Below are 24,701 nucleotides of genomic sequence, written 5' to 3' on the forward strand. Positions count from 1 at the left end.
CATTCCCGGCACGACCACTCGAAAGGCCGACAAATGGCACATCGTATGCAGGACAAGATCGTCATCATCACCGGCGCCTCCTCCGGCCTCGGCCGGGCGACCGCCGAACTGATGGTCGCCGAAGGCGCTCGGGTGGTCATGGCGGACATCAGCCAGGAAGCGGGTGAGGCCGCAGCGCAGGAGATCGGTGCCGACTTCATCCGCACCGACGTCGGCAACCCGACCGAGGTCGACGCTCTCGTCAGCAAAACCGTCACCCGGTACGGACGGCTCGACGTGATGTGCAACAACGCCGGAGTCCACGCCGGCGGCCCGCTGCTCGACACGACGAACGACGACTTCGAACGCGTGGTGGCCGTGAACTTCGGCGGCATCTTCTACGGCACGCGAGCGGCAGGTCGCGTCATGGCAGAGCAGGGATCCGGCGTCATCGTCAACACGGCCTCGAACGGCGGCTACCTGCCCACCGAGGGCATGGCCGTCTACTGCGGCACGAAGGCGGCCGTGGTCGCGATGTCCAAGGCGTGCGCACTCGAACTCGCACCCAAAGGTGTTCGAGTGAACACGATCTCACCCGGAACCATGCTGAGCGGCATGGTTCCGGACGTGGAGGGCATCGTCGACGCCCTCCACAAACTCCAGCCCATCGGATACGCCGCGAATCCTTCTCAGATGGCCACGGGAATCCTGTATCTCGCCTCGGACGACGCGAACTACGTCACCGGGCACGATCTGATCGTCGACGGTGGGGCCACCGCGGGCCGCGTCGCGGCCGGACTCTGACATCTCCCTGTAACTCTGCACGAAGGAAGCGAGTCGATGAGCCGATTCGAGAACAAGGTGGCACTGGTGACCGGCGCGGCGAGCGGAATCGGTCGTGCGGTCGCAGAACGCATCGCTTCGGAAGGGGGCGCCGTGGTCGTCGCCGATATCCAGGACGACCTCGGCACCGCTGTGGCGCAGTCGATCGTGGACGGTGGCGGTCGAGCCGTCTACCAGCACCTGGACGTCTCCTCCGAAGCGGAGTGGCAGGAGACGATCGCCGAGACGGTCGACACCTTCGGGAGCCTCGGGATCCTGGTGAACAACGCCGGAATCGCTCATCCGGACCTGATCGAGGACACCGAGACGGAGCTCTACGCCCGGGTCATCGCGGTGACGCAGACCAGCGTCTTCCTCGGCCAGCGTGCGGCGAGCTCCGCGCTGAAGGCGTCCGGCTACGGTTCGGTCGTCAACGTCAGTTCGATGTTCGGCGTCATCGGAGGGTTCGGATCCGCCCCGGCATATGCGGCGGCGAAGGGCGCCGTGCGGGCGCTGTCGAAGAACACGGCCGTCGCCTGGGCACGGCAGGGCGTCCGTGTGAACTCGGTGCATCCGGGTTTCATCGACACCCCGACGCTCGGAGACCAGGGCCGAGAGCGGATGGCTGCACTGACACCACTGGGCAGGCTCGGCACCTCGGACGAAGTGGCGGGCCTCGTCGCGTTCCTGGCGAGTGACGAAGCGTCGTTCATCACCGGTGGGGAATTCCTCGTGGACGGCGGCTACACCGCGCAGTAATCAGCAGGTCCTCGTCGCAGCGGAGCGCGAAATAGTCATCAGTGCACGCTATTAAGCGCTCCGATGACCGATTCCCGCTCCGCTGGCGGGGTCGGTGAGTGCGGGGTCCCGCGAGGTGTCCTTCAACGCCACCCCCGACGCCCCCAACTGCCGCGCCCCGTTCACGAGGGCTGCGACGACGCGCGCCGCGTGCTCGTAGGTCATCCCGCCGGGTGGGTGGATGTTCGACACGCAGTTGCGTTCGGCGTCACTGCGTCCCGGCCTCGGGTGGTGCGTCAGGTACACGCCGACGCTGTCGGCCACCGACAGGCCGGGCCGTTCGCCGATGATCACGAGCATCGTCGTGACGCCGAGTTGTTCACCGATATGGTCCCCCAGCGCCACGCGCGCCTGCGTCGCGATCACCGGCGGCGCCACCGTCAGCCCCGGCAGGGCAGCGACGATCGCCGCGAGCAGATCGGGTCCGTGGGCGTCGAGAGCAGTGGACGACAATCCGTCGCACAGCGCGATGCCGAGATCGGCCTCCGTTCGCGGCAGCATGGTTCCCTCGGCGAGCTGCCGGCCGAGGTCGGGACGTCGCAGATACGTACTGCGATCCTCCGCTGCGCTTTCCACGACGAGCGGATCACCGAGTCCGAGTTCTTTCGTCCGCCGCACCATCGCGGGCACATCGAGCGGGACGTGCACGGCGTCGCGCGCCTCGGCATGGGCCGCCACGAATTCCAGATGACGTCGTGTCGGGATGCTGTTCCCGGTGCGTCCCAGTCCGATCCGGGCCTGAGTGTGCCGACGCAGTTCGTCCCACAGGTCGCTCACAGGGCACCTCCGAGTGCGCGCAGCGGGGATGTGCCGACATCCACGGGCAGGATGCGACCGATGTCGTCCGCCATGCCCTGCCGGCGTAGCCAGTCCTCGAATTCCGGTGCCGGCCGCAGGTCGGCGGCCTCCCGCACGTACAACGCGTCGTGGAACGACAGCGACTGGTAGCCGAGCATCACGTCGTCGGCGCCCGGCACTGTGATGACGAATGCTGTTCCGGCAACGGCCAACAGGGTGAGCAGGGTGTCCATGTCGTCCTGGTCGGCCTCGGCATGGTTGGTGTAGCAGACGTCCACGCCCATCGGCAGGCCGAGGAGTTTGCCGCAGAACTGGTCTTCTAGACCCGCGCGGATGATCTGCTTGCCGTCGTACAGGTATTCCGGTCCGATGAACCCGACGACCGTGTTGACGAGCAGCGGAGCGAACTCGCGCGCAACGGCATACGCGCGCGCTTCGAGAGTCTGCTGATCCACCGGCCTGCCCCCGGTGCCGACATGGGTTCCCGACGACAACGCCGAACCTTGCCCGGTCTCGAAGTACATGACGTTGCTGCCGACGGTCCCCCGTCGCAGCGACCTGCCGGCCTCGTTGCCCTCCCGCAGCACTGCGAGGTCCACCCCGAAGCTGCGGTTGGCGCCCTCGGTGCCGGCGACGGATTGGAACACCAGGTCGACCGGCGCGTCCTTCTCGATCAGATCGATGGTGGTGGTGACGTGGGTCAGCACGCACGACTGTGTGGGGATCTCGAATCGTTGCCGGATCTCGTCGAGCAGGTGCAGCAGGTCGGACACGGCGTGCGGTGAGTCGCTCGCCGGATTGATGCCGACCACCGCGTCGCCGCATCCCATCAGCAGACCGTCGAGGACGGACGCGGCGACCCCACGCGGGTCGTCGACGGGATGGTTCGGTTGCAGGCGCGTCGCGAGACGGCCGGGCAACCCGATGGTCGTGCGGAACGCGCTGGTCACCGTCGCAGCGCGGGAGACCGCGATGAGGTCCTGATTGCGCATGATCTTGCTGGTCGCCGCGACCGTCTCCGGGGTGAGTCCCGGCGCGAGTGCCGCGAGCACGTCGGCAGAGTCCGGTCGGGCCGCGACCTCCAAGAGGTGGTCGCGCAGTTCTCCGACGGTCATGTGCGAGACCGGCGCGAAGGCCGTCGCGTCGTGGGTGTCGACGATCAGCCTGGTGACCTCGTCGGTCTCGTACGGCACGACCGCCTCGGTGAGGAAGGTGGAGAGCGGGAGGTCGGCGAGGGCCAGCTGTGCCGCGGCACGTTCGGCGTCCGAGGTGGCAGCGCATCCGGCGAGTTCATCGCCCGAGCGGCGCGGGGAGGCCTTCCCGAGCAGATCGACGAGGCCGTCGAACTCGTAACCGGTTCCGCCGAGCTGTTGTCGGTAGATCGTCATCGAGGCCTCCCGCGCAGGACCGGTTCGACGGATGTGAGCACGCAGTGGAGTGCAGCATTCCACTTTTTCGCCGTCGTGTCCGGCGAGTGTCACGAACGAAACGCCGCTGGTCGCCGCTCGAGGGTTCACAACGCAGAAGTGAGGCTCACAACCCTGGTGGTCGACCATGAGGTTGTGAGCCTCACCTTTCGGTTGTCTACCTAGCCCCGCTGGTACCAGACGTTCGTCACCCGCTGCGCCATGTGCCGCATCCCCGCAGCGGTGGGATGCAGAGCCTTCGCCAGCGACAGCGACTGCCGTCCCTCGTAGAAGCGCTGCTCGGAGGGCGCACACGCGTCGTGACCTTCCGACCCGGCCATGACGTCGACGAACTCGGCACCGGCCTCACCGGCGGACCGGGCGAGTACTCGGTTCATCCGCACGAAGAAGTTCGTCACGAAGGAGGCGTCGGCATCGCTGGTGGGGATGTTGGGCCAGCAGCCCCGGTTGCCGAAGACGCCACCGTGTCCGACCAGCAGGACCCGTGCGCGCGGTGCGCGTTGCTGGACGGCGGTGAGTGTCGCGGTGACCTTCGGTCCGAGCGCGTTCAGGGCGGCGTCCATGCGCGAGGTGGTGCCCGGATCGGTGCGGCAGTGCGCGTCGCCGCCCGGAAGCTCGGTGTAGCAGGCCGTGACGAGCCCCGCCCAGCCGACATCGTTGCCGCCGATGCTCAGCGTGACGAGATTCGTGTCCGGCGTGAGCGAATCGATCTGGGGCGGGACCGATCCGGTCGACGTCTGCTGCGGGACGGATGTGATGTGCTCGGTGCGCGCACCCGAACACGCGACGTTGACGAAGCTGACGGTCTGCAGCGAACCCGCGACGAGGTTCGGATATCCCGCGTCCGCGCGGGCGCATCCGCTGAGCATGGCCGCTGCGTCGAGGTAGGGTCCGGCGGCGCGCGAGTCGCCGAGCGCGACGTATCGGATGCCCTGCTCGTTACCCGGGTCGCTCATCGCGGACACCGGCCACACCATCGATGCAGCTGCCATGCCGGCGACGATCCCGGCTCGCACAATCGTCTTCATCCAGACCCTCCGGCAGCGTGGTTCTCCCCGGGCATGAGATCGGCACGAATTACAAACGCGTTACGAGCAGCGGGTGAAGATCACGGATGAAGCTCGCATGCACGTCCTCCCACCAGCGCATTTTGTTTACTCCCCCCTCCGAACGGTTACCGTCGACCTGTGACCGTCCACAAAGTTCTCGACGGCCGCTACGAGCTGAGCGGTCTGCTCGGCGTGGGCGGCAGCGGCGAGATCCACGACGGTTGGGACACCCGCCTCCATCGGCCCGTCGCGGTGAAACTGCTCGGACGGGAGGTCGGCAGCAGACCGGACGTACGACGTCGTTTCGAGGTCGAGGCCCGGGCCGCCGCGGCCCTGAACCACCCTCGCATCGTCGCCGTGTACGACACGGGTGAACACGACGGACGTCCCTACATCGTTATGGAACGGCTCCCCGGGCGGACCCTCGCCGACGACATCGCCCGCGGTCCCCTACCCGCCGATCGGGTGCGTACGGTGCTCGCCGGAATTCTCGAGGCCCTCGTCGCCGCACACGGGGCGGGGATCCTCCACCGGGACATCAAGCCGGCGAACGTGCTCATCGCAGAGAACGGCGAGATCAAGGTCGCCGATTTCGGTATCGCGAAGAGCGTCGGCGACGACCTTACCCATACGGGTGAACTCGTGGGGACCGTCGCCTATCTGAGCCCGGACCGCATCACCGGTCACCCCGCGTCCGTGACGGACGATCTGTACGCGGTCGGGGTCGTCGGTTACGAGGCCCTGTGCGGGCGGAGGCCGTTCGCCGAGGACAACATCCTTGCGCTGGCACGGGCCATCACGCACGACCGTCCGCGGCCACTCGCCGATCTCCGCCCGGATGCCCATCCGGGGCTCGTCGCAGTGATCGAGCGTGCCATGGCACGAGAGTCTTCCGACCGGTTCCGCAGTGCGCACGAGATGCTCGCGGCAGTGCAGAATTCCGACGGATACCGCACCGCGACAGCCCTCCTGCCGGCGAGTGAGATCGGTGGACCGACGACCACCGCGGGCACGGACCGTTCCCGTGGAGTTCTCGTCGCGGCGGGTCTGACGCTGGTCGGGGCGCTCGCCGTGGGCGGTCTCGCGCTCGGATTCGGACGGGGCGACTCCCCGCCCACGGCCACACCGGAGACCCGGACGCCGGGCATGTCGGCATCGACGCCCGAGCGTGTACCGGCCACCACCGAGCTTCCTGCAACTCCCGAATCGACGCTCGTCCCGGCGCGCACAGCGGACGAGACCGCTGTGGTTCCGCCCGTCGTGCCCGCTCCGGAGACCGCTCCCGTCGCACCGCCTGCGGATGCCGGGCCCACGAGGTCCGAACCCGAGTCCCGTGGGAACAACGGACCCGGCAACAACAACGGCAATGGAAACGGGAACAACGGCAACGGTGACGATGGGAACAGTGGCAACGGCAACGGCAACAGTGGCAACGGCAACGGCAACAGCGGCCGCGGCAACGGCAACGGCAACGGCAACGGCAACGGGTGAGGTCGCTCAGCTCGATCCGCGCGCGACGAGTTCGACGGGCAGCTTCATCGATTCCGTTTCTCCGTTTCGCACGAGTTCGAGGAGCCGCTCGATGGCCGTCACCCCGATATCGTGCGCGGGCGATCGCACGGTGGTGAGCGGAACCGGCAGCTGCGCCACGACGGGGATGTCGTTGTAACCGACCACGGCGAGATCGTCCGGGATGGACAGACCCAGGTCGCGGGCGACACCGAGGATGCCGATGGCGATGGTGTCGCTGACCGCGAAGATCGCGCGGGGACGATCGGGGCGATCCAGCAGCGCACGCGCGGCCTTCACACCCCCGGCGACGTCGAAGCTCGACCGCACGATCCGTTCGGGCGGCAGTGCCACCGATGCTTCCTTCAGGGTGTCGACGAAGCCATCGCGGCGGTCGCGGGCGGTGCTGGCGTGGTCGGGGCCGGCGATGATCGCCAGGTCGTCGTAGCCGCGGTCGAGCAGGTGACGAGCGGCCAGTGCTCCACCCCGGTAGTCGTCGCCCACCACGAACGGCAACCCTGCGTCGGCGTGCCGGGTGACCGCGAGGATGGGCAGCGATCCGAGTGCCAGCGACTCGACGAACGGACGCCCCGGGAGGTGCATGCTGCTCAGCAGCAGGCCGTCGACCTGCCGGCCCACGAGCAGCGCGATGGCGCGACGTTGCGCCTCGAGATCATCGGGCGGGCTCGACAGCAGCACCGAGTAGCCCGCTTTCGTGGCGGCTTCCTCGATGCCCTGGTAGGTCGTGGCGACCACGCCGTCGGTGAGTCGGGGCATGACGACACCGAGGGTCGTGGTCTTGCGGGTCCGCAGGCTCGCCGCCCACAGATTGGGGCGATATCCGAGTTCGGCCGCGACCTCCCGCACCCGCAAAGCCGAGTCCGACCAGCCGTCGACCGGTTCGGGCTGGCGCAGCACCCGGGATGCCGTCGAGACGTGGACACCGGCGCGCTCGGCGATCTCCTTGAGCGTCGGGGCGCGGTCGGGACGGGGCATGCGGCTCTCCTGCTTGTCCGGCATCGAGTTCGTGTTCCGGGTTGACGCGCCCGGAGCATGCCTTTAGCGTAGGCCATGCAATCGATCGTGCAAACGTTCTCGCAATCGTTCTGACAAACGTTTCCTCGACCACCGGAGAAGGCCATGTCCAACGCTCAGTCGCTCACCCAGCTGTTCGCCCTCGACTCCCTGCTCGAGCAGGAGGAGATCGACATCCGCGACACCGTCCGCAAGTTCGGCAACGAGCGCATCCGCCCTCACGTGGCCCAGTGGTTCGAGGAAGCGAAGCTCCCGGCGCGGGAGCTCGCCAAGGAACTCGGACAGCTGGGTGTGCTCGGCATGCACCTCGACGGCTACGGCTGCGCCGGCATGAGCGCCACCGCCTACGGCCTGGCCTGCCTCGAACTCGAGGCCGTCGACTCCGGCATCCGCAGCCTCGTGTCCGTGCAGGGCTCGCTGGCGATGTTCTCCATCCACCACTGGGGCAGCGAGGAGCAGAAGCAGGAATGGCTCCCCCGCATGGCCGCCGGCGAGGCCATCGGCTGCTTCGGCCTGACCGAGCCCGACTTCGGTTCCAACCCCGCCGGGATGCGCACCAACGCCAAGCGCGACGGTGACGACTGGATCCTCAACGGGACCAAGATGTGGATCACCAACGGCTCGATCGCCGACGTCGCCGTCGTCTGGGCGCAGACCGACCTCGAAGAAGGCGCCAAGGGCATCCGCGGCTTCGTCGTCCCCACCGACACCCCCGGTTTCTCCGCACCGGAGATCCACTCCAAGCTGTCGCTGCGCGCCTCGGTCACCTCGGAGCTCGTCCTCGACGGCGTGCGTCTGCCCTCCTCGGCGATGATGCCGAAGGCCAAGGGTCTGCGCGGACCGCTGACCTCCCTCGGCGAGGCCCGCTTCGGCATCGTCTTCGGTGCCATCGGTGCCGCCCGCGACTGCCTCGAGACCGCCATCGAGTACTCGCAGTCCCGCGAGGTGTTCGACAAGCCGCTCGCCGGCTACCAGCTCACCCAGGCCAAGATCGCCGACATGGCGCTCGAGGTCGGCAAGGGCCACCTGCTCGCCTACCACCTCGGTCGCATCAAGGACCGCGGCGAGATCGCCCCGGAGCAGGTCAGCCTCGGCAAGCTCAACAACGTGCGTGAGGCCATCGCCATCGCCCGCGAGTGCCGGACCATCCTCGGCGCCAACGGAATCACGCTCGAGTACCCCGTCATCCGTCACGCCAACAACCTCGAATCGGTGCTGACCTACGAGGGCACCTCCGAGGTCCACCAGTTGACCATCGGCAAGGCCCTGACCGGCGAGGCGGCCTTCCGGTGACCACCCTTCCCGGTGCGCTCGAAGGGCTGGTGATCGCCGACTTCGGTCGCGTGCTCGCCGGCCCCTACGCCACCATGCTGCTCGCCGACCTCGGGGCGGAGGTCGTCAAGATCGAACGGCCCGGCTTCGGAGACGACACCCGGCACTGGGGACCGCCCTGGGTCGGCGACGAGTCGACCTACTTCCTCGGCGTGAACCGCAACAAGAAGTCGGTGGCCATCGATCTGACCACCGACGAAGGACTCGAGCAGGCACGCGATCTCGTCGCCCGCGCCGATGTCGTCGTCGAGAACTTCCTGCCCGGCACGATGACTCGGCTCGGGCTCGGATACGAGCAGGTCCGGGAACTCGACCCCGGCATCGTCTACACCTCGATCACCGGCTTCGGCGGACACAACAACCTGCCCGGTTACGACCTGCTCATCCAGGCCGTCGGCGGCCTGATGAGCATCACCGGGCCCGACCATGCGACACCCACCAAGGTCGGTGTCGCCGTGGTCGACATCATCACCGGAATGCACGCTGCGCTCGGCATCCTCGCCGCGCTGCGGCACCGCGACCGCACCGGCGAGGGCCAGCGCGTCGAGGTCAACCTGTTGTCGTCCCTGTTGTCGGCGCTGGCGAACCAGTCGTCGGGCTACGTCGCGGCGGGCGTGGTGCCGAAAGCCATGGGCAATCGTCATCCGAGCATCGCGCCCTACGAGGTTTTCCACACCGCCGACCGGCCGTTCGTCCTCGCCGTGGGCAACGATCGTCAATTCGTTTCGCTGGTCGAGGTTCTCGGCGCTCCCGAACTCGCCACCGACGAGCGGTTCACCACGAACACCGCCCGCGTCGCGAACCGGGAGGAACTGACGAAGATCATCGACGAACTGCTGTCGACGGACACCGCCGACGCGTGGTTCGACGCGCTGACCGCAGCCCGGGTGCCGTGCGGTCCGCTCAACGACATCGCCGACGCGGTCGCGCTCGCCGAACGACTCGGCCTGTCGCCGGTGGTGTCGATCGACGATCCCGACCGGGACGCTCCGCTTCGTCAGATCGCCAACCCGATCCGACTCAGCGCCACCCCCGCGACCTACCGCACCGCACCCCCGCGGCTGGCGTAGTCGGACGCTCTCGTCACTCGGACTTCTGTTCCTTCAGAGTGTGGGCGACGAGAGCATTGGCGTGCCCGTGGCCCATCCCGTGTTCCCGCTTCAGCCAGTTCACGAGCTCCATGTGCTTGGCGAGACCCGAGGCGCGGATCATGTTCTTCCACTCCTCGATCGGGCGTCCGTACTTCTGCTCGATCGACGGAAAGTACGACTGGGGTCCCTTGACCTTCTCGCTCATGCCGGAGAGATTAACCGCGGCGACCGACACGGTCGGGCCGTTCCGTTCGATCCGCATCAGAAAAGACCGCGGCGCCGCNGGGACGCGGCGCCGCGGTCGTACGGAAGGGGATCAGGCCTTCGGGCCACCGGCCACGTAGATGACCTGACCGGACACGAAGCCTGCGCCCTCGGACGCGAGGAACGATGCGGTGTGGGCGATGTCGTCGACCTCGCCGATACGGCCGACCGGGATGTTGGCTGCGATGTTCGACTTGAAGTCGTCGAACGACAGGCCGAGACGCTCGGCGGTCGCGGCGGTCATCTCGGTGGCGATGAAACCCGGCGCGATGGCGTTGGCGGTGACACCGAACTTGCCCAGCTCGATCGCGAGGGTCTTCGTGAAGCCCTGCATGCCGGCCTTGGCAGCGGAGTAGTTGACCTGGCCACGGTTGCCGAGGGCCGACGTGCTCGAGAGGTTGACGATGCGACCGAACTTGGCGTCGACCATGTGGCTCTGGACGGCACGCGTCATGAGGAAGGCGCCGCGGAGGTGCACGTTCATGACGGCGTCCCAGTCCTCGACCGTCATCTTGAACAGCAGGTTGTCGCGCGTGATGCCGGCGTTGTTGATCAGGACGGTGGGCTCGCCGAGTTCGGTGGCGACCTTCTCGACGGCAGCGGCGACGGACTTCTCGTCGGAGACGTCGGCACCCACGGCGAGCGCCTTGCCACCGGCGGACTCGATAGCCGAAACGGTGTCCTTGCAGGCGGATTCGTCGAGGTCGAGGACGGCGACCTGGTAGCCGTCGCCGGCGAGCCGCTTCGCTACGGCTGCGCCGATGCCGCGTGCGGCTCCGGTGACGATGGCAGTGCGGGGTTGTGTGCTCATAGCGTTCCTCCGTTGGGGGATGGGTGGTGCCGTCAGGTGATGGTGAGTCCGCCGTCCACGGCGATGGTCTGACCGGTGACGTAGGCGGCGGCGTCGGATGCCAGCCAGACTGCGGTGGCCGCGATCTCCTCGGAATCGCCGGTCCGGCCGAGGATGATTCGCTGCTTCATCGAGTCGAGGTATCCGGGCTGGTATTCGTCCGTCATCTCCGTGTGGAAGAAGCCGGGTGCGATGGCGTTGACGCGGATTCCCTTGCGTGCTCCCCACTGCTGCGCCAGGTCGCGCGTGAGGCCGATGACGCCCGCCTTGCTCGCCGAGTACGCGGCCTGCGGGAGGCCCGCCGTGGTGAGGCCGAGGACCGACGAGATGTTGACGATCGCACTACCGGGCTGCATCACACGGCCGACAGCCTGTGCCGCCCAATAGGATCCGTTCAGGTTGATGTCGATGACCTGCCGGAACTGCTCGGGGGTCTCCTTGGTCGCGGGGACGGCGGTGCCGATACCGGCATTGTTGATGAGGATGTCCACCCGGCCGAGCTGCTCGACCGCATGATCGACCATGCGCTGCGCCTGTTCGGGATCGGCGATGTCGGTCTCGACCGTGACGGCCTTCCGTCCGGCCTCCCGGACCAGCGCGGCGGTCTCCTCGAGACGGTCGATGCGACGTGCGGCGAGCACGACGTCGGCTCCTGCCTCGGCCAGCCCTCGGGCGAATGCGACACCGAGGCCCGAAGAGGCACCGGTGACGATGGCAACGCGGCCGTCGAGACGGAAGCGGTCGAGCACGGACATACGTCATCTCCTCGCTGTGACGGGGCCTACAGGAACTGTATAGCCGACCGCCTTCTCATCCACCAAACAGCCTGTATCCAATTTGGTTGGACAGCACTGCCTTTCAGAGCCAGGTCCTATTCTTCCCTTCGGCGGATCCTATGTCGCCGCAGGCGTGGCAGCGCGGAGAGGACCCCGCGTCGCACCCACCGTTACCAAGTCGATAAGCACTGGCTTATTTCTAAGCGCTCGCTTATCGTGCGATGTCGTAGCGGGCTTGTCAACACAACCGGACAGAACGGAAGCGCCCTCGTGAGTGATGCATGGGACGACGTCGTCGGCGAATCCAAGGCCGCGGCTCGCATCCGCACGGCCGCGATAGAAGAGTTCGCGGAGCACGGCTACGGCGGCACCACGACCCGCCGGATCGCGGCCCGACTCGGTATGAGTCCCGCCGCGATGTATCCGCACTATGCGTCCAAGGAAGAACTGCTCTTCGCCATCGCCTACGAGGGCCACGCCCTCGCCCTGCAGGTCGCCGAGAACGCCGACCGCCCCGACGCCGAGCCGTCCGACCGGCTCGCTTCCGTCATCGGACGCTTCGCCGCCTGGCAGGCGGAGAACCACCGGTGGAGCCGGGTCATCCAGTACGAGCTGGCCGCGCTCGACCGCGAGCACTACCGCACGATCGTCGGACTACGACGGCAGACCACGCAGGTCGTGCGGGGTATCGTCGACGCCGGCCACGTCTCGGGCGAGTTCACCCTCCCGGATGCCGAAGGTGTCACTCTCGCCCTGATGTCGCTCTGCGTCGACGTCTGCCGCTGGTATCCCTCGGGCCGCTACGACGACGCCGCGACGATCAGCGACCTGTATGCCGATCTTGCCCTGCGTCTGGTCGGTGCCGTGCGTTAGCATCGTCGCCACCATCGGATCGGGGGGATCTACGTGGGCAGAGGGATATCGCGCCGCCGTCGGCTCCTCGAGACGCGAGAGCATCGAGGGGGAGCTGTCGTCCATGTCCACGAATGACAACGTCGTCGACCGACTACTGGTGTCGCTCGGGGTCGACGCCCCGGTCCCCGATTCCGTCTCCCGCCGGCAATCCAATTACGACGCGCTGGCCGCGCGCATCGACGCGGGAGTCGATCCCGAATACATCGCAGCGTTCGAGAACTTCCACGGCATGGAGCATGCCGACATCCACCGGCTCGCCCAGAGCATCCATCCCGTCGCGATGACCACCTTGGCCACCGAATGGGCCGAACTCGGAAAGGGTTTCAGCCTCACCGTCGCGTGGGGAACGCTGATGATCCGCAAGCTCATCGGCCGGCACTGGGAGGGTCCGGCGGCCGAGGCCGCGATGGACGCGACAGTGCGATTCGGCGAATCCGCACAACAGTTGTCCGATGCCGCACGCGCGACGTCCGAGAAACTCCGCATCGCTGCCGACGTCGGCGAGCGGGTGCGAGCGTCCGTGCCTCCACCCACGGCGAACACGTCGTCGGTCGTGTACGCGCTCGATCCCGTCGCGGGTGTTGCTGCCGCCCGGCAGGAGGAAGCCGTTCGCGCCCAGGCCGTGCGGGTGATGGAAGCCCTCTACAAGCCGTATTACCGCGATTCCGGCACAGCGGTTCCGGTCCTGCCCTCCCCGTATGCCGCCACCACGAGTCGCGCCACCGAAGCATTCGTTCCCCAGGGCTACGGCACATCAGGTGTCGGCGGCGCCCGGACCGTCGGCGACCCGACAGGAATCCCGGACGGGGACGAAGAGCGTCCGGGTGGGCAGACCGCCACAGAAGTGGAGAACCGTACGGACGCATCGACGTCCGGTGAAGGTACGGACGGCCGGTCGGAAGGTTCGGATTCGGCAGGCAGGGCGGGCTCGGACGATCCTGCGGCGACCACTCCTGCATCCACCACCCCGTCAGCGAGCGGCGCCCTGGGAAGCCCGACCGGTCAGTCGTACGGTTCGCCGTCCTCCGGAGCGGGTGCAGGTTTCGGAGGTGGCCTACCGGGCGCCGGTGGCGTCGGGTCGGCCAGTGGCGCATCGCCCGCGGCGGGACCCGCTCCGCTCGTCGCGGGAGCAGCACCCGCCGGCGGTACTGCGGCTCAACCCGGTGCCGCCGCGACTCGCGGTGCCGGTGTGCGCCCGTTCGGCATGATGCCCGGCATGGCACCCGCCTCGTCCCGCGGAGACGAACAGGACAAACGCGCGGCCGGTTATCTCGTCACCGGGGAGAACGGGAACGAACTGATCGGGTCGCTGCCCGACACCGCCCCGCCGGTTCTGGGGGCCTGAGCGCTGTGGACCGGCATCTGACACCCGACCGATTCCTGGCGTCGTGGACCGCCGCGGGCGGCGACGAGTTCCCCTTCCCCCTGCGTTATCGCACCTCGGCGATGTGGGAGGACGAGCACGCCGCGAACCTGCAGGCCGCTCGCGCGTGGCTGCACGAGACTCCCGACCCCGCCCTCGACGACGCGATGCGGATCCTGCTGACCGGGGAGGTCGCGGTGGAGGTCTACGGCCGTTCCACCGATCCGAGCTGCGAGGTCTTCGTCCGTGCCTCCGCGACCGGCGAGCAGTCCGTCCTCGCCCGTCAAGCTCCCGCCACGGGCGACATCCGCATCGCCGCCACCACCGACCTCGTGGGCGCGATCGTCGGACACCTTCCGGCCGTGGCGGCGGGCCGCGAACCGGCACGCACCGCGCCCAGCCGCGACGTGCTCGAGCCGTCCGAGTTCGGCGCTGTCCGTCGTCCGGCGGGTGGCACGCACGCAGAATCGTTGCGCCGGTTGCTGCGTCGCGAACGCTCGGCCACCGGCAGCATCCGCATCCTGCGGTACTCGAATCCGGGGTACACGCCCGTCGCCGACATCGGCTGGTTCGACGTCGTGGGCGACGGCCGGTACCTCTTCCTCCCCGGCCCCGACCTCCGCGTCGCGCCGGGCACCGTCGACGCATTCGTCCGGGAACTGTCGGCGCAGCTGTCCTGGGCGCGCAGGTCGTCGCACGAGGATCGGAGCGGCGTCCTGCGACGGCAGTGATCCCTTCCCGAACCTGTCGTTCGTCTAGGCTGGCGACATGACGGACCGGGACCGCACACCCGACGGCAGGCCGCAGAACGCGCGTCCACGCGACGCCCTGGGGCGTCCGTTGCCGCCGGGCGAAGAAGGCGTCGAACGTGTTCCCGAAGACCTCGATCTGGATGTCGAGGAGACTATCGCCGAAGGTCAGCGCCTCCTCGACCACGGCTTTCCGTTCCATGCCCACGAGGTCTTCGAGGCGATGTGGAAGAAGGCACCGCCCGAAGAACGTCCCCTCTGGCAGGGTCTCGCCCAGCTCGCCGTGGGGCTGACCCATCTGCTCCGGGGCAACCCCACCGGCGCGGCGTCGCTGCTGAAGCAGGGACAGGCGCGGGTGCGGCACTACGAGGACGAACCGCCGTACCGGCTCGACATCGACGGCCTCGCGAGCTGGGCCGATCATCTGCTCACCGAGATCGCTCGCGACGAACCGATCCCCGCTCCCCCGACCCCGCGCCTGAGGATGCCCTGATGCCGATACTTCCCATGTTCCCGCTCGGCACCGCGCTGCTTCCCGGGTCCGACCTTCCGTTGCGCATCTTCGAGCCGAGATATCAGCAGCTCGTCCAGGATTGCACGGCATCGCCGGACGGCCCCCGTTTCGGGGTTGTCCTCATCGCCCGAGGACACGAAGTGGGCGGAGGCGAGCAGCGACACGACGTCGGCACCATCGCGCGGATCATGGTCGACACCGAGGTCGGTGCGGGTCGCCGCGAACTCGAATGCATTGCGGAGGAGCGTATTCGCGTCACCCGATGGCTTCCCGACGATCCCTACCCCCTCGCCGAGGTGGAGCCCTGGCCCGATACCGATTCGGGGCCGGTGGATTTCGCCGCGATCACCGGACCGATGGGCCGGTTGTACGGGGTGCTCGACCGCCTCACGGGTGGCCGGGCTCCACTGCCTCCCGCCACCACCGAACTACCGGAGGATCCGGGGGCGCGACTGTTCGCGCTCGCCCGGTACGTGCCGATGGGGGAAGCGGACCGCTATGCGGTTCTCGCCGCGCCGGGTCCGGCCGAACGCATGGCCGTGCTGCTCGAAGCGATCTCCACCGCAGTCGATCTCGCGGAATGGAAGCTGAAGGGCTGAGACGCGGGCGCCCGCCCGGTCAGTGGGAGCATCACCCTCCGGTCTCACGGTTGCGGGCTAGGGTCCGGGACACCGTTCGTCCCCGACCGGAAGGCACCCCGATGGACACCGTCGAACAACGGTTGGCCCGGCTCGAAGCCCTCGAAGAGATCAGGATGCTCAAGCATCGTTACTTCCGGGCGTGCGACGCCAAGGACCCGAAGGCGATGCGCAGGTGCTTCGTCGCTGAGGGTGCCGACATCTACTACGGGCCGGCGCTGGGCAGCTTCGACGACGCCGACGCCCTGGTCGACATCTACTCCCGGATCGCTCTCGAACGGATCGACGACCGCTACGTCGTGCTCGACATGCATCACGGCATGCATCCGAGCATCCACCTGACCGGGCCCGACACCGCGACCGGCGCCTGGACGCTGCGATTCCGGCAGGTGGATCTGCGTGCCCGTACCGAACGGGTCACCGCGCTCGACTACGACGACGACTACGTGGTCGAGAACGACGAATGGAAGATCTCCCGCTGCCACGTGAAGGTGCTGTGGTCGATCCAGCGGGCTCTCACCGACGACGTGGAAGTGGTGCAGTAATGGCAGAAGCAAAGGTCGCGCTGGTCACGGGCGCGAGTCGCAGCGTCGGCAAGGGCATCGCATGCGCGCTCGGTTTCGACGGCTGGACCGTCTACGTCACCGCCCGCGGCCCCGTCGGCGTCGACGGACCACTCGACCGCACCGCGGCGGAGGTCACCGAACGCGGCGGGCACGGCATCGCGGTGCAGTGCGACCACCGCGACGACGCACAGATCCACGAACTGTTCGGCCGGATCGCCGACGAGCAGGACTCCCGCCTCGACCTGCTCGTCAACAACGTGTGGGCATCACCGCCGGGGTTCGCCGGATTCTCCGAGCCGTTCTGGAAGCGCCCGATCAGCGACTGGGACAGCCTGATCGGCGTCGGCCTCCGCGCGCACTACGTCGCCTCCGTCGAAGCCGCGCAACTGATGGTGCCGCGCAACAGCGGGATGATCGTCAACATCTCGTCGTTCGGCACCCGCGGTTACCTGCATTCGGTGCTGTACGGCATGTCGAAGGCGGGCCTGGACAAGATGGCCGCCGACATGGCCGTCGAACTCCGCGGCACCGGGGTGACCACCCTGTCGCTGTGGCCGGGACTGGTGAAGAACGAGGCCATGCTCGCCCGCGGCATCGACAACTTCGAGGGCTTCTCGTTGGCCAACGCCGAGACACCGAAGTTCATCGGACGGGTGATCGTCGCGCTTGCGGCCGATCCCGAGGTGAACGCGCGCAGCGGTCGCACCCTCATCACCGCCGAGACCGCACTCGACTACGGCGTCGCGGACGTCGAAGGCAACCAACCCGATTCACACCGGGACATCTTCGGAGGCGGGCCGTTGTTCTGATGGGTGCAAGTGGCAGGCGACCTGTCCCCCTCCTGCCACTTCTGTGACAGCCGGTCGACTCTCCCGGCACACCGGCATGACCAGTGGGCAACGGGTGCTGAAGGCGCATCCTGCCGGCGGGTTCGCCGGATCGGGCAGTTCTCCACTCAGGCGAATGCGCTCCCGGCGGCGTTGCCGTGCCGGGTCCGGGACGGGGACCGCGGACAGCAATGCTTGCGTGTACGGATGCGCCGGTTCGGTGAACAGACGTTCCGTCGGTCCCCATTCGACGATTCGCCCGAGATACATCACGGCCGTGGTGTGGGCGATGTGACGCACCACCGCCAGATCGTGCGCTATGAACAGGTAGGCGATGCCCAGTTCCGCGGAGAGCTGTTCGAGCAGCGCGATGACCTGATTCTGCGTCGAGACGTCGAGCGCGCTGACAGCCTCGTCCGCGATCACCAATTTCGGTTCCACGGCGATGGCACGCGCGATGGCGATGCGCTGGCGCTGTCCACCGGAGAACTCGTAGGGATACCGATCGGCGTGCTCCGCGCGCAAACCGACCTGCTCGAGCAGCCGACCGACCTTGCGGCGTCGGTCGTCATCGGAGAGATCGGTATGTACCTGCAGGGGCTCGGCGATCGCATCCCCGACCGTGTGCGAGGGATCCAACGAGGAATAGGGATCCTGGAAGACCATCTGCATATGGCGTCTGGCGGTGCGGAGTTCACTTCTGCTCAGTGCCGTCACGTCTACACCGTCGAGCACGACGGATCCCTGAGCGACATCGACGAGCCGCAGGATTCCACGGGCCGTCGTCGACTTGCCCGAACCCGACTCACCGACCAAGGCGAACGTCTCACCAGGGAAGATGTCGAAATCGACCTCATCCACGGCGCGCACCATCTGCTTCCGGCGCGCCGTTCGGCTACCGACGGGGAACTCCACGCGCAGCCCACGGACCGTCAGCAATGGTTGCTTCGTCTCGACGTCGGCGAGTTCGACGGTCATCGGTTTCCCTCCAGCATCAGATCGGTCACCCGTGCACAGCGAGACATGCGCTCGTTCTCCAGCACGTGGAGCGGTATCACGGCATCGCATTCGTCGCGGCGATGCGCACAGCGCGGTCCGAAGCGGCACCCCCTCGGCATCGATCCGGGTGCGGGCGGAGCGCCGGGGATGGTGTGCAGGTCGCTGCGACCGTCGATGGTCGGGACCGACCGCAACAGACCTTGTGTGTACGGGTGCTTCGGAGCCGCGAACAGTTCTTCGGTGCGGGCCTTCTCGACCACCTGTCCGGCATACATGACCACCACCTCGGTGCACAGATCGGCCACCACCCCGAGGTCGTGTGTCACGAACAGCACACCCATCTCGAACCGTTCTGCCATGTCCCTGATCAGGTCGAGCACCTGAGCCTGGATGGTGACGTCGAGTGCCGTCGTGGGTTCGTCCGCGATGAGGAGGGACGGTTCGCACGCAAGCGCCATCGCGATCATGACCCTCTGGCGCATACCGCCCGAGAACTCGTGCGGGTACTGACGCACTCGGCGGGTCGCGTTCGGGATACCGACGAGGTCGAGCACCTCTACGGCGCGCGCCAGTGCCGCCTTCCGGTTCACGCCTCGGTGTCGCCGCACCACTTCGGAGATCTGGTCCCCGACCGTGAAGACCGGATTCAGACTCGTCATCGGTTCCTGGAAGATCATCGCGATGTCGTTGCCGCGTACGTCCGCGAGTTCGCGATCCGGCATCGTCAGCAGATCACGTCCGCGGAACCGGATACCTCCGGAAACGATGCGGGACTGATTCGCCGGCAGCAGTCGTAGGACGGACGAGCAGGTGACGGATTTGCCGGAGCCGGATTCACCGACGAGCCCGACGAGTTCGCCGGCCGCCACATCGAAGGAGACGCCCTGCAGGACCGATGTCCAGCCGGAGCCGGTCGCAAACTCGACGCCGAGACCGTCGACGCGCAGCAATGGTTCGGTCATCATTCGCTCCGGTTCTCGCGGCCCACCGAGTCACGGATGCCGTCACCGAGGGTGTTGCAGGCCAGAACGGCCAGGATGATCATCAGGGCTGGAATCACCACCGGCCAGGCCGTGTAGTTCCACGCTTCGCGCCCTTCTGCGAGCATGCGGCCCCAACTCGCCTCGGGCGGCTGGACACCCAGCCCGAGAAAACTGAGCGACGACTCGGCGAGCAACGCGAACCCGCACGCCAGGCTGATCTGGACGATCAAGGGGGACAGCGTGTGCGGGAGTACATGCATGCGCACGATCCGCGCGGTCGGAGTGCCGATACTGCGGGAGGCCTCGATGAAGGTGCTCTCACGTACTCCGATCACAGCCCCGCGTACCACGCGGAAGAATCTGGGACCGAACACAATTCCGATCGCGATCATCGCGTTGGTGAGGTTGGTGCCCATCACGCCGACGATGGCCATCGCCAGCAGCAATGGGGGGAAGCTGAGAAAGGCATCGGCGACCCGCGAGAGGATAGTGTCCCACCAGCCGCCGAGGAACCCGGCGATCAGGGCAGGAACGACACCGATGAGCAGTCCGACCGACACCGAGATGAGCGCCGCCGAGACTGCGACACGCGCACCGTAGAGCAACCGGGACAGCGTGTCACGACCCAGATTGTCGGTGCCGAGCAGATATCCGTCGGACAGCGGAGGCAGCCGGCGTGCGGTCAGCTCCTGCACGATCGGGTCGTGCGGAGCAATCAGAGGCGCAAGTAGTCCGAGAACCGCGACGAGGACGAGAAAGACGGCAGCGACCACGGCTCCCGGACGGTTCCGGAATCGGCGAAGGAACCTGTGACGTGGGGATTCGCCGACGGCTACGATCGTGTCGTCTGCCGGCTTCGTCGAGACGGTGATGTCGCTCATGCGGCGCTCCTTGTTCTCGGATCGAGGTAGCCGTAGGAGATGTCGACGAGCAGACTCATGATCACAGTGGCGAACACGCCGAAGATCACGACTCCTTGAATGGCGGGCAGGTCTCCGGAGAGCACCGATTGCACCGCGAAATCTCCGAGACCTTTCAGACCGAAGACGGACTCGATGACGGCCGTGCCGCCGAGCAGGAACGCGATCTGCATGCCCAGGACCGTCGCCGTCGGAATGAAGGCATTCTTCAAGGCGTGCTTCCACAGGACACTGCGACGACTCAGGCCCTTGGCGATGGCGGTGCGAACGTAGTCCTGTTGCATCACTTCGATCATGGAACTGCGTAGCTGGCGTGCGATCTCGGCGGCCGCGGCCAACCCCAGGGCGATCGCCGGCAACAGCAGGTGGCTGAGCCACGGCCACAGCCCCTTCGAGAGCGGGGTGTATCCGGTGGCGGGAAGAACCCGCAGCGTCAGGGAGAAGACGAGCACGAGGAGCAGACCCAGGACGAAGTTGGGTGTAGCGACGCCGAGTGTCGACCCCACGCCGGTGGCACGGTCCTGCCAGCTTCCGGGCCTGCTTCCTCCGATGATTCCTGCCGGAATACCCACGAGAAGCGCCACGACCACGGCCACCATCGCCAACGAGAACGTCACGGGGAGACGATCGACGATCATCTCCAGCACTGGGGCCTGGTACGTGAAACTCGTACCGAGATCGCCACGCACCAGTCCGAACAGGAAGTCGAAGTACTGCACGAGGACCGGTTGGTCGAGGCCGAGCTCCTCACGGACCGTCTCGATCTGCTGAGGTGTCGCCGACTCTCCGGCGATCCGGTGTGCCGGGTCGCCTGGAATCAGGAAGATCAGACCGAAGGTGATGGCCGTGGCGATCATCAGCAACGGGACGACCGCCAGCAACCGCTGTCCGATGAGTCGAAACATTCTGTGCTCCTTCGATTCACGATCCGTGTGTGATTACGGCCGCGAGGCTGCCCGTCGGGCCGTACGTCACGGGGCGGCCACGCCGACACCGCGCCATTCGTCGACCACCCGATTGGGCTCGTAACCCACCAACCGGTCCGAGGCAACGGCACCGAGTTCGGCGAAGGCGATCGGCAGCATCGCCGCGTGGTTCATCACCACGGCGTTCACCTCACCGAGCAGCACAGCGCGCTCCTCGGGGTCGGTGGCGCGGTTGGCAGCTTCCATGGCTTCCCGGAATCCCGGAATCGCGTCGCGGGAGGGGTTCTGGGGCGAATCCTGACCGTAGAAGGAGGTCAGCAGCAGCGAGGGGTCCGCACGACCGACGAGCGTGGTGAGGATGGCATCGAGTTCGCCGCGATTGAACGCGGGATTGAGGTCCGTCGGTGTCATGGAGCGGATCTCCATGGTGATGCCGACACGTGCGAGCTGTTCCTGCAGGATCTGACCGATCATCTGGTTTTCGGGAAGGTTGGAAACGCCTGCGACGAAGGAGAATCCGCCCGGAATGCCTGCTTCACCGAGCAGTTGCTTCGCTTTGTCGGGATCGAAGGCGTACTGACCGTCGAGGGCCTCGTTGTGGGCGAAGTATCCCACCGGGAAGTTCTGGCTCGCGGGCTCACCGTGCCCCTCGAGTGCCGTCTCCACCACCGATTCGCGGTCCACTGCGTGAGCGAGCGCCTGTCGTACTTCGAGCTTGCCGAACTCGCTCCGGGTTCGGTTCAGATTGAGGACGTAGTTGTTGAGGCTCGTCTGGACGTGCGTCTGCAAGCCTTGTTGCTCGGCGGGGTCGAGCGACATCGGTGTCGCCATGGCGGCGTCGAGCTGGTCGGAGGCGACCGCGTTCACCCGGGTCTGTGGATCGGTCATGACGACCCACTCGAATTCCGCGGCTTGCACCGCTTCCCGATCCCAGTAGTCGTCGCGGGCGGTGAAGCGGTACTGGGCACCCGGCTGGGACTGGACCACGGTGTACCGGCCGGCGCCCGCGGGGTCGAGTACGAGTGCGGCGTCCTTGTCGGGAGTGCCGAAAGCGTTGGGGTTGATGATCATTCCCGGAAGGTCCGACAACGTGAGAACGAGTTGCCCACCCGGACCGTTCAGGCGGAGCGCCACGGTGTGTGCGTCGACCGCCTCCACAGACTCGACGCCTGCGAGCATCGCGGCCGTGATCGAGTCGGGCTCCAGTGCACGGCGCAGGTTCGCCACCACTGCAGGTGCGTCGAGCGGGGTTCCGTCCGCGAAGGTCACGTCCTGACGCAAGTTCAACGTCAGAGTGGATCCGTCCTCGGAGAACTCCCAGGATTCGGCGAGCCCGGGCACCGGATCCGCGTTCCGATCACGATGCACCAGCCGGTCGTAGACGAGATTCAGCATGGTCGAATCGCTGGTGATCCGCGTCTTGTGCGGATCGAAGGACGACGCACCGTACGTCGTGGCATAACGCAGGGTCGCCTGCGGGTCGATCTCTGCGGTGGCGTCGGTTGCAGCCGACGTTCCGCAGCCGGCGAGAAGCAGTGCGGTCGCGAAGGCAGCAACGACCGAGGCCAGCGATCTACGAGACATTGGATTCCTTCGTTTCTGGGGTGGGCGACCGGTCAGGAGGAAGCGATACCGACGCCACGCCATTCGTCGATCAACAGGTTCGTCTCGTATCCGACGACCTGGTCGGTGAGCGTCGATCCGAGTTCGAAGAAGACCAAGGGCACGGTGAGGACGTTGTCCATGGCGGTCTTCGAGACCTCTCCGAGCTTGCCCCCTCGGGTCTGCAGGTCGGTCTCGCGGTTGGCGGAGTCGAGCGCCTCCTGGAAGCCCGGCGCAGTGGTACGGGAGGGGTTCTGAGGCGAATTCTCACCGTAGAGCGCGGACAGCAACAACGCCGGATCGGAACGACCGGTGAAGGTCGTGAGGAATGCGTCGGCGTCCCCTCGGTAGAAGGTCGGTGACGCATCCGACGGCGGCAACGGTTCGAGTTTCATCTCGATGCCGACCTGTGCAAGTTGTTGTTGCACGATCTGCGCCACCTGCACGTTCTCGGGCAGATTCAGCAGAATCGCCGTAAACGAGAATCCTTCCGGCAGCCCCGCATCGGACAGCAACTGTCGTGCCCGTTCGGGATCGTACGGATAGTCGTCGGCGAGATCCGGGTCGTACGCGAAGTAGTCCTTCGGGAAATTCTGCGTCGCCGCTTCAGCGTGACCCTCCATCGCTGTGTCCGCGATGCCCTGGCGGTCGATCGCGTGAGCGATGGCTTTGCGCACGTCGAGGTTGCCGAACTCGCTGCGGTTCCGGTTGAAGTTGAGCGCCATGTGGTCGAGCCGAAGTGCTGTCTCCACCCGAAGGCCCTGCTGTTCGGCTGCGTCGATCGTCAGCGGCGTGGTGATGGCGACATCGATGTCCCCTGCCGACACGGCGCTCAGACGCGCCTGCGGATCGGTCATCACGGTCCAGACGAAGGTTTCGGTGCCGATCGCGTCGGGGTCCCAATAATCTGCTCTGGCGATGAACTCGTACTCGGCACCCGGTCTGGACTCCGCGAGGACGTAGCGTCCCGCACCGGTGGGCGCGAGTGCGAGTTGGGCGTCCTTCTCCGGAGTTCCGAATGCGTCCGGGTCGACGATCATTCCGGCGAGGTCGGACAACGCCAGCACGTACTGCGCGCCCGGACCCTCGAAGGTCAGCACGACCGTACGGTCGTCCACTGCGTCGACCCCGACCACGCCGGCCAGCATCGGTGCCGTGATCGAGTCGGGCTCGAGAGCACGTCGGAGGTTGGCGACCACAGCATCGGCATCGAGGGCTGCGCCACTGGAGAAAGCCGGCCCGTCACGCAGGTGGAGTGTCAGCGTGGTCTCGTCGATCTCCCACGACTCGGCGAGCCCTGGAATCGGTTGGCCGGCTGCGTCACGATGGACGAGGCGGTCGTAGACCATGTTGAGCATGGTGGCGTCACTCGTGATCCGCGTCTTGTGCGGATCGAACGACGAGACGCCGAAGACGGTGGCGTAGTGCAGCGGAAGCGCAGGATCACCGACGCCGGAGTTCTCGGCGGGGGTCGACCCACATGCGGTGAGCAGCACCGCACAGGTCCCGACCACTGCACCCAATGCACGGATCGGCGACCTCCTCGACGCAGCAGGCATGCCGCCCCTCTCTCGAATCTGTTCGTGCGGACCGGTATCGAGGCAGCCGTGACACGGCGACCTGACTACGGACCGAAACTATGGTCCTGTGACGCGGCACACTACGCAGGTCCCGCTGATCGAGATCGACGGATAAAAGGGAGGCTTCGAAGTCGCAATGAGGGGAGGTTTTGTGCGTCGGAACCGCGGAAAACGCGCATATCCTCCCCCTCGTTTGTACGGCTCGATGGGCGCGCCAAAGGCTTGGCGATGCGGCCGGGACGAGGGGTGGTCAGAGCACCCTCGGAAGTCGTGTATGGTTGGACATGCAACGCGGGGTGGAGCAGCTCGGTAGCTCGCTGGGCTCATAACCCAGAGGTCGCAGGTTCGAATCCTGTCCCCGCTACCACCGACCGGCCCGGACTCACACG

The 24,701-nt window shown here is 66.9% G+C and carries 25 protein-coding genes and 1 tRNA gene; 13 read left to right on the top strand and 13 right to left on the bottom strand.

The genetic code is table 11. The features are described 5' to 3' along the window. Nucleotides 1-33: 33 nt before the first annotated feature. On the top strand, nt 34-783 hold the full coding sequence (locus tag ACLBYD_RS14690) for an SDR family NAD(P)-dependent oxidoreductase (protein WP_447817021.1): 750 nt from the start codon (nt 34-36) through the stop codon (nt 781-783). A 36-nt stretch (nt 784-819) separates the two neighbouring features. Next, a complete protein-coding gene (locus ACLBYD_RS14695; protein WP_447817022.1) occupies nt 820-1,560 on the top strand; it encodes an SDR family NAD(P)-dependent oxidoreductase in 741 nt (246 codons plus the stop codon). A 51-nt stretch (nt 1,561-1,611) separates the two neighbouring features. Here the strand turns inward: ACLBYD_RS14695 and eutC are convergent, their stop codons facing one another. From eutC to ACLBYD_RS14710, 3 genes are all read right to left on the bottom strand, one after another. Next, on the bottom strand, nt 1,612-2,376 hold the full coding sequence (eutC, locus tag ACLBYD_RS14700) for an ethanolamine ammonia-lyase subunit EutC (protein ID WP_447817023.1): 765 nt from the start codon (nt 2,374-2,376) through the stop codon (nt 1,612-1,614). Then, nucleotides 2,373-3,785 carry an ethanolamine ammonia-lyase subunit EutB gene (locus ACLBYD_RS14705; protein WP_447817024.1) on the bottom strand — a complete coding sequence of 471 codons (1,413 nt, stop codon included), beginning with the start codon at nt 3,783-3,785 and terminating at the stop codon, nt 2,373-2,375. Before ACLBYD_RS14705 ends, eutC begins: the two co-directional genes overlap by 4 nt. A gap of 200 nt (nt 3,786-3,985) precedes the next feature. Next, nucleotides 3,986-4,852, bottom strand: a complete 867-nt coding sequence (locus ACLBYD_RS14710; protein WP_447817025.1) for an SGNH/GDSL hydrolase family protein — start codon at nt 4,850-4,852, stop codon at nt 3,986-3,988. A gap of 159 nt (nt 4,853-5,011) precedes the next feature. Here ACLBYD_RS14710 and ACLBYD_RS14715 point away from each other — a divergent pair, with 159 nt between their 5' ends. Next, nucleotides 5,012-6,364, top strand: coding sequence for a serine/threonine-protein kinase (locus tag ACLBYD_RS14715; protein WP_447817026.1), 1,353 nt, complete (start codon nt 5,012-5,014; stop codon nt 6,362-6,364). Between the two features lie 6 nt (nt 6,365-6,370). On the opposite strand, the gene ACLBYD_RS14720 is transcribed toward ACLBYD_RS14715, so the two are convergent. Next, entirely contained in the window at nt 6,371-7,378 is a 1,008-nt protein-coding gene (locus ACLBYD_RS14720; protein ID WP_447817027.1) for a LacI family DNA-binding transcriptional regulator, read from the bottom strand. Nucleotides 7,379-7,522: 144 nt separating this feature from the next. Between ACLBYD_RS14720 and ACLBYD_RS14725 the strand changes: the two genes are divergently transcribed. Together ACLBYD_RS14725 and ACLBYD_RS14730 are read left to right on the top strand one after the other, a co-directional pair. Further along, entirely contained in the window at nt 7,523-8,710 is a 1,188-nt protein-coding gene (locus ACLBYD_RS14725) for an acyl-CoA dehydrogenase family protein (RefSeq protein WP_059382746.1), read from the top strand. Further along, on the top strand, nt 8,707-9,819 hold the full coding sequence (locus ACLBYD_RS14730; RefSeq protein ID WP_447817028.1) for a CaiB/BaiF CoA transferase family protein: 1,113 nt from the start codon (nt 8,707-8,709) through the stop codon (nt 9,817-9,819). Before ACLBYD_RS14725 ends, ACLBYD_RS14730 begins: the two co-directional genes overlap by 4 nt. A gap of 13 nt (nt 9,820-9,832) precedes the next feature. Here the strand turns inward: ACLBYD_RS14730 and ACLBYD_RS14735 are convergent, their stop codons facing one another. The 3 genes from ACLBYD_RS14735 to ACLBYD_RS14745 all read right to left on the bottom strand — a co-directional run bounded on the left by ACLBYD_RS14735 (nt 9,833) and on the right by ACLBYD_RS14745 (nt 11,709). Next, complete coding sequence (locus ACLBYD_RS14735; protein WP_447817029.1) at nt 9,833-10,045, bottom strand: DUF4287 domain-containing protein; 213 nt, start codon at nt 10,043-10,045, stop codon at nt 9,833-9,835. Nucleotides 10,046-10,156: 111 nt separating this feature from the next. Further along, complete coding sequence (fabG, locus tag ACLBYD_RS14740; RefSeq protein WP_447817030.1) at nt 10,157-10,915, bottom strand: 3-oxoacyl-ACP reductase FabG; 759 nt, start codon at nt 10,913-10,915, stop codon at nt 10,157-10,159. 32 nt (nt 10,916-10,947) lie between these two features. Next, nucleotides 10,948-11,709, bottom strand: coding sequence for an SDR family NAD(P)-dependent oxidoreductase (locus ACLBYD_RS14745; RefSeq protein WP_447817031.1), 762 nt, complete (start codon nt 11,707-11,709; stop codon nt 10,948-10,950). A 291-nt stretch (nt 11,710-12,000) separates the two neighbouring features. Here ACLBYD_RS14745 and ACLBYD_RS14750 point away from each other — a divergent pair, with 291 nt between their 5' ends. From ACLBYD_RS14750 to ACLBYD_RS14780, 7 genes are all read left to right on the top strand, one after another. Next, nucleotides 12,001-12,603, top strand: a complete 603-nt coding sequence (locus ACLBYD_RS14750) for a TetR/AcrR family transcriptional regulator (protein WP_447817032.1) — start codon at nt 12,001-12,003, stop codon at nt 12,601-12,603. A 103-nt stretch (nt 12,604-12,706) separates the two neighbouring features. Continuing rightward, entirely contained in the window at nt 12,707-13,990 is a 1,284-nt protein-coding gene (locus ACLBYD_RS14755; RefSeq protein WP_447817033.1) for a PPE domain-containing protein, read from the top strand. A 5-nt stretch (nt 13,991-13,995) separates the two neighbouring features. Beyond that, nucleotides 13,996-14,739 carry an ESX secretion-associated protein EspG gene (locus ACLBYD_RS14760; protein WP_447817034.1) on the top strand — a complete coding sequence of 248 codons (744 nt, stop codon included), beginning with the start codon at nt 13,996-13,998 and terminating at the stop codon, nt 14,737-14,739. Between the two features lie 37 nt (nt 14,740-14,776). Then, the gene (locus ACLBYD_RS14765) at nt 14,777-15,250 is read left to right on the top strand and encodes a DUF309 domain-containing protein (RefSeq protein WP_016695860.1); all 474 of its coding nucleotides are present in this window, start codon (nt 14,777-14,779) and stop codon (nt 15,248-15,250) included. Next, the gene (locus tag ACLBYD_RS14770; protein ID WP_447817035.1) at nt 15,250-15,870 is read left to right on the top strand and encodes an LON peptidase substrate-binding domain-containing protein; all 621 of its coding nucleotides are present in this window, start codon (nt 15,250-15,252) and stop codon (nt 15,868-15,870) included. Before ACLBYD_RS14765 ends, ACLBYD_RS14770 begins: the two co-directional genes overlap by 1 nt. 101 nt (nt 15,871-15,971) lie before the next feature. Beyond that, on the top strand, nt 15,972-16,454 hold the full coding sequence (locus tag ACLBYD_RS14775; protein ID WP_447817036.1) for a nuclear transport factor 2 family protein: 483 nt from the start codon (nt 15,972-15,974) through the stop codon (nt 16,452-16,454). After that, on the top strand, nt 16,454-17,284 hold the full coding sequence (locus tag ACLBYD_RS14780) for an SDR family NAD(P)-dependent oxidoreductase (RefSeq protein ID WP_447817037.1): 831 nt from the start codon (nt 16,454-16,456) through the stop codon (nt 17,282-17,284). Before ACLBYD_RS14775 ends, ACLBYD_RS14780 begins: the two co-directional genes overlap by 1 nt. Here the strand turns inward: ACLBYD_RS14780 and ACLBYD_RS14785 are convergent. The 6 genes from ACLBYD_RS14785 to ACLBYD_RS14810 all read right to left on the bottom strand — a co-directional run bounded on the left by ACLBYD_RS14785 (nt 17,246) and on the right by ACLBYD_RS14810 (nt 24,291). Beyond that, entirely contained in the window at nt 17,246-18,280 is a 1,035-nt protein-coding gene (locus tag ACLBYD_RS14785; protein ID WP_447817038.1) for an ABC transporter ATP-binding protein, read from the bottom strand. The genes ACLBYD_RS14780 and ACLBYD_RS14785 overlap by 39 nt on opposite strands. Next, nucleotides 18,277-19,263: an ABC transporter ATP-binding protein gene (locus ACLBYD_RS14790; protein ID WP_447817039.1), complete on the bottom strand. Its 987-nt coding sequence runs from the start codon at nt 19,261-19,263 to the stop codon at nt 18,277-18,279. The genes ACLBYD_RS14785 and ACLBYD_RS14790 overlap by 4 nt, the downstream gene beginning before the upstream one ends. Beyond that, nucleotides 19,263-20,165, bottom strand: a complete 903-nt coding sequence (locus ACLBYD_RS14795) for an ABC transporter permease (protein ID WP_447817040.1) — start codon at nt 20,163-20,165, stop codon at nt 19,263-19,265. The genes ACLBYD_RS14790 and ACLBYD_RS14795 overlap by 1 nt, the downstream gene beginning before the upstream one ends. Beyond that, entirely contained in the window at nt 20,162-21,109 is a 948-nt protein-coding gene (locus ACLBYD_RS14800; RefSeq protein WP_447817041.1) for an ABC transporter permease, read from the bottom strand. Before ACLBYD_RS14800 ends, ACLBYD_RS14795 begins: the two co-directional genes overlap by 4 nt. Nucleotides 21,110-21,175: 66 nt before the next feature. After that, nucleotides 21,176-22,714: an ABC transporter substrate-binding protein gene (locus tag ACLBYD_RS14805; RefSeq protein ID WP_447817042.1), complete on the bottom strand. Its 1,539-nt coding sequence runs from the start codon at nt 22,712-22,714 to the stop codon at nt 21,176-21,178. 32 nt (nt 22,715-22,746) lie between these two features. Then, a complete protein-coding gene (locus tag ACLBYD_RS14810) occupies nt 22,747-24,291 on the bottom strand; it encodes an ABC transporter substrate-binding protein (protein WP_447817043.1) in 1,545 nt (514 codons plus the stop codon). Between the two features lie 311 nt (nt 24,292-24,602). Between ACLBYD_RS14810 and ACLBYD_RS14815 the strand changes: the two genes are divergently transcribed. Then, nucleotides 24,603-24,679 (top strand) — tRNA-Met (locus ACLBYD_RS14815). Nucleotides 24,680-24,701: the final 22 nt, after the last annotated feature.

Source organism: Rhodococcus sp. C26F (assembly GCF_053345925.1).

What these genes read in the sequence shown, in the direction of transcription:
- ACLBYD_RS14710 (WP_447817025.1), bottom strand. Translation starts at nt 4,852, where the DNA reads ATGAAGACGATTGTGCGAGCCGGGATCGTCGCCGGCATGGCAGCTGCA.
- ACLBYD_RS14800 (WP_447817041.1), bottom strand. Translation starts at nt 21,109, where the DNA reads ATGTTTCGACTCATCGGACAGCGGTTGCTGGCGGTCGTCCCGTTGCTG.
- ACLBYD_RS14790 (WP_447817039.1), bottom strand. Translation starts at nt 19,263, where the DNA reads ATGACCGAACCATTGCTGCGCGTCGACGGTCTCGGCGTCGAGTTTGCG.
- ACLBYD_RS14765 (WP_016695860.1), top strand. Translation starts at nt 14,777, where the DNA reads ATGACGGACCGGGACCGCACACCCGACGGCAGGCCGCAGAACGCGCGT.
- ACLBYD_RS14770 (WP_447817035.1), top strand. Translation starts at nt 15,250, where the DNA reads ATGCCGATACTTCCCATGTTCCCGCTCGGCACCGCGCTGCTTCCCGGG.
- ACLBYD_RS14745 (WP_447817031.1), bottom strand. Translation starts at nt 11,709, where the DNA reads ATGTCCGTGCTCGACCGCTTCCGTCTCGACGGCCGCGTTGCCATCGTC.
- ACLBYD_RS14755 (WP_447817033.1), top strand. Translation starts at nt 12,707, where the DNA reads ATGTCCACGAATGACAACGTCGTCGACCGACTACTGGTGTCGCTCGGG.
- ACLBYD_RS14690 (WP_447817021.1), top strand. Translation starts at nt 34, where the DNA reads ATGGCACATCGTATGCAGGACAAGATCGTCATCATCACCGGCGCCTCC.
- ACLBYD_RS14695 (WP_447817022.1), top strand. Translation starts at nt 820, where the DNA reads ATGAGCCGATTCGAGAACAAGGTGGCACTGGTGACCGGCGCGGCGAGC.
- ACLBYD_RS14795 (WP_447817040.1), bottom strand. Translation starts at nt 20,165, where the DNA reads ATGAGCGACATCACCGTCTCGACGAAGCCGGCAGACGACACGATCGTA.
- ACLBYD_RS14725 (WP_059382746.1), top strand. Translation starts at nt 7,523, where the DNA reads ATGTCCAACGCTCAGTCGCTCACCCAGCTGTTCGCCCTCGACTCCCTG.
- ACLBYD_RS14785 (WP_447817038.1), bottom strand. Translation starts at nt 18,280, where the DNA reads ATGACCGTCGAACTCGCCGACGTCGAGACGAAGCAACCATTGCTGACG.
- ACLBYD_RS14720 (WP_447817027.1), bottom strand. Translation starts at nt 7,378, where the DNA reads ATGCCCCGTCCCGACCGCGCCCCGACGCTCAAGGAGATCGCCGAGCGC.
- ACLBYD_RS14735 (WP_447817029.1), bottom strand. Translation starts at nt 10,045, where the DNA reads ATGAGCGAGAAGGTCAAGGGACCCCAGTCGTACTTTCCGTCGATCGAG.
- fabG (WP_447817030.1), bottom strand. Translation starts at nt 10,915, where the DNA reads ATGAGCACACAACCCCGCACTGCCATCGTCACCGGAGCCGCACGCGGC.
- ACLBYD_RS14705 (WP_447817024.1), bottom strand. Translation starts at nt 3,785, where the DNA reads ATGACGATCTACCGACAACAGCTCGGCGGAACCGGTTACGAGTTCGAC.
- ACLBYD_RS14805 (WP_447817042.1), bottom strand. Translation starts at nt 22,714, where the DNA reads ATGTCTCGTAGATCGCTGGCCTCGGTCGTTGCTGCCTTCGCGACCGCA.
- ACLBYD_RS14775 (WP_447817036.1), top strand. Translation starts at nt 15,972, where the DNA reads ATGGACACCGTCGAACAACGGTTGGCCCGGCTCGAAGCCCTCGAAGAG.
- ACLBYD_RS14810 (WP_447817043.1), bottom strand. Translation starts at nt 24,291, where the DNA reads ATGCCTGCTGCGTCGAGGAGGTCGCCGATCCGTGCATTGGGTGCAGTG.
- ACLBYD_RS14780 (WP_447817037.1), top strand. Translation starts at nt 16,454, where the DNA reads ATGGCAGAAGCAAAGGTCGCGCTGGTCACGGGCGCGAGTCGCAGCGTC.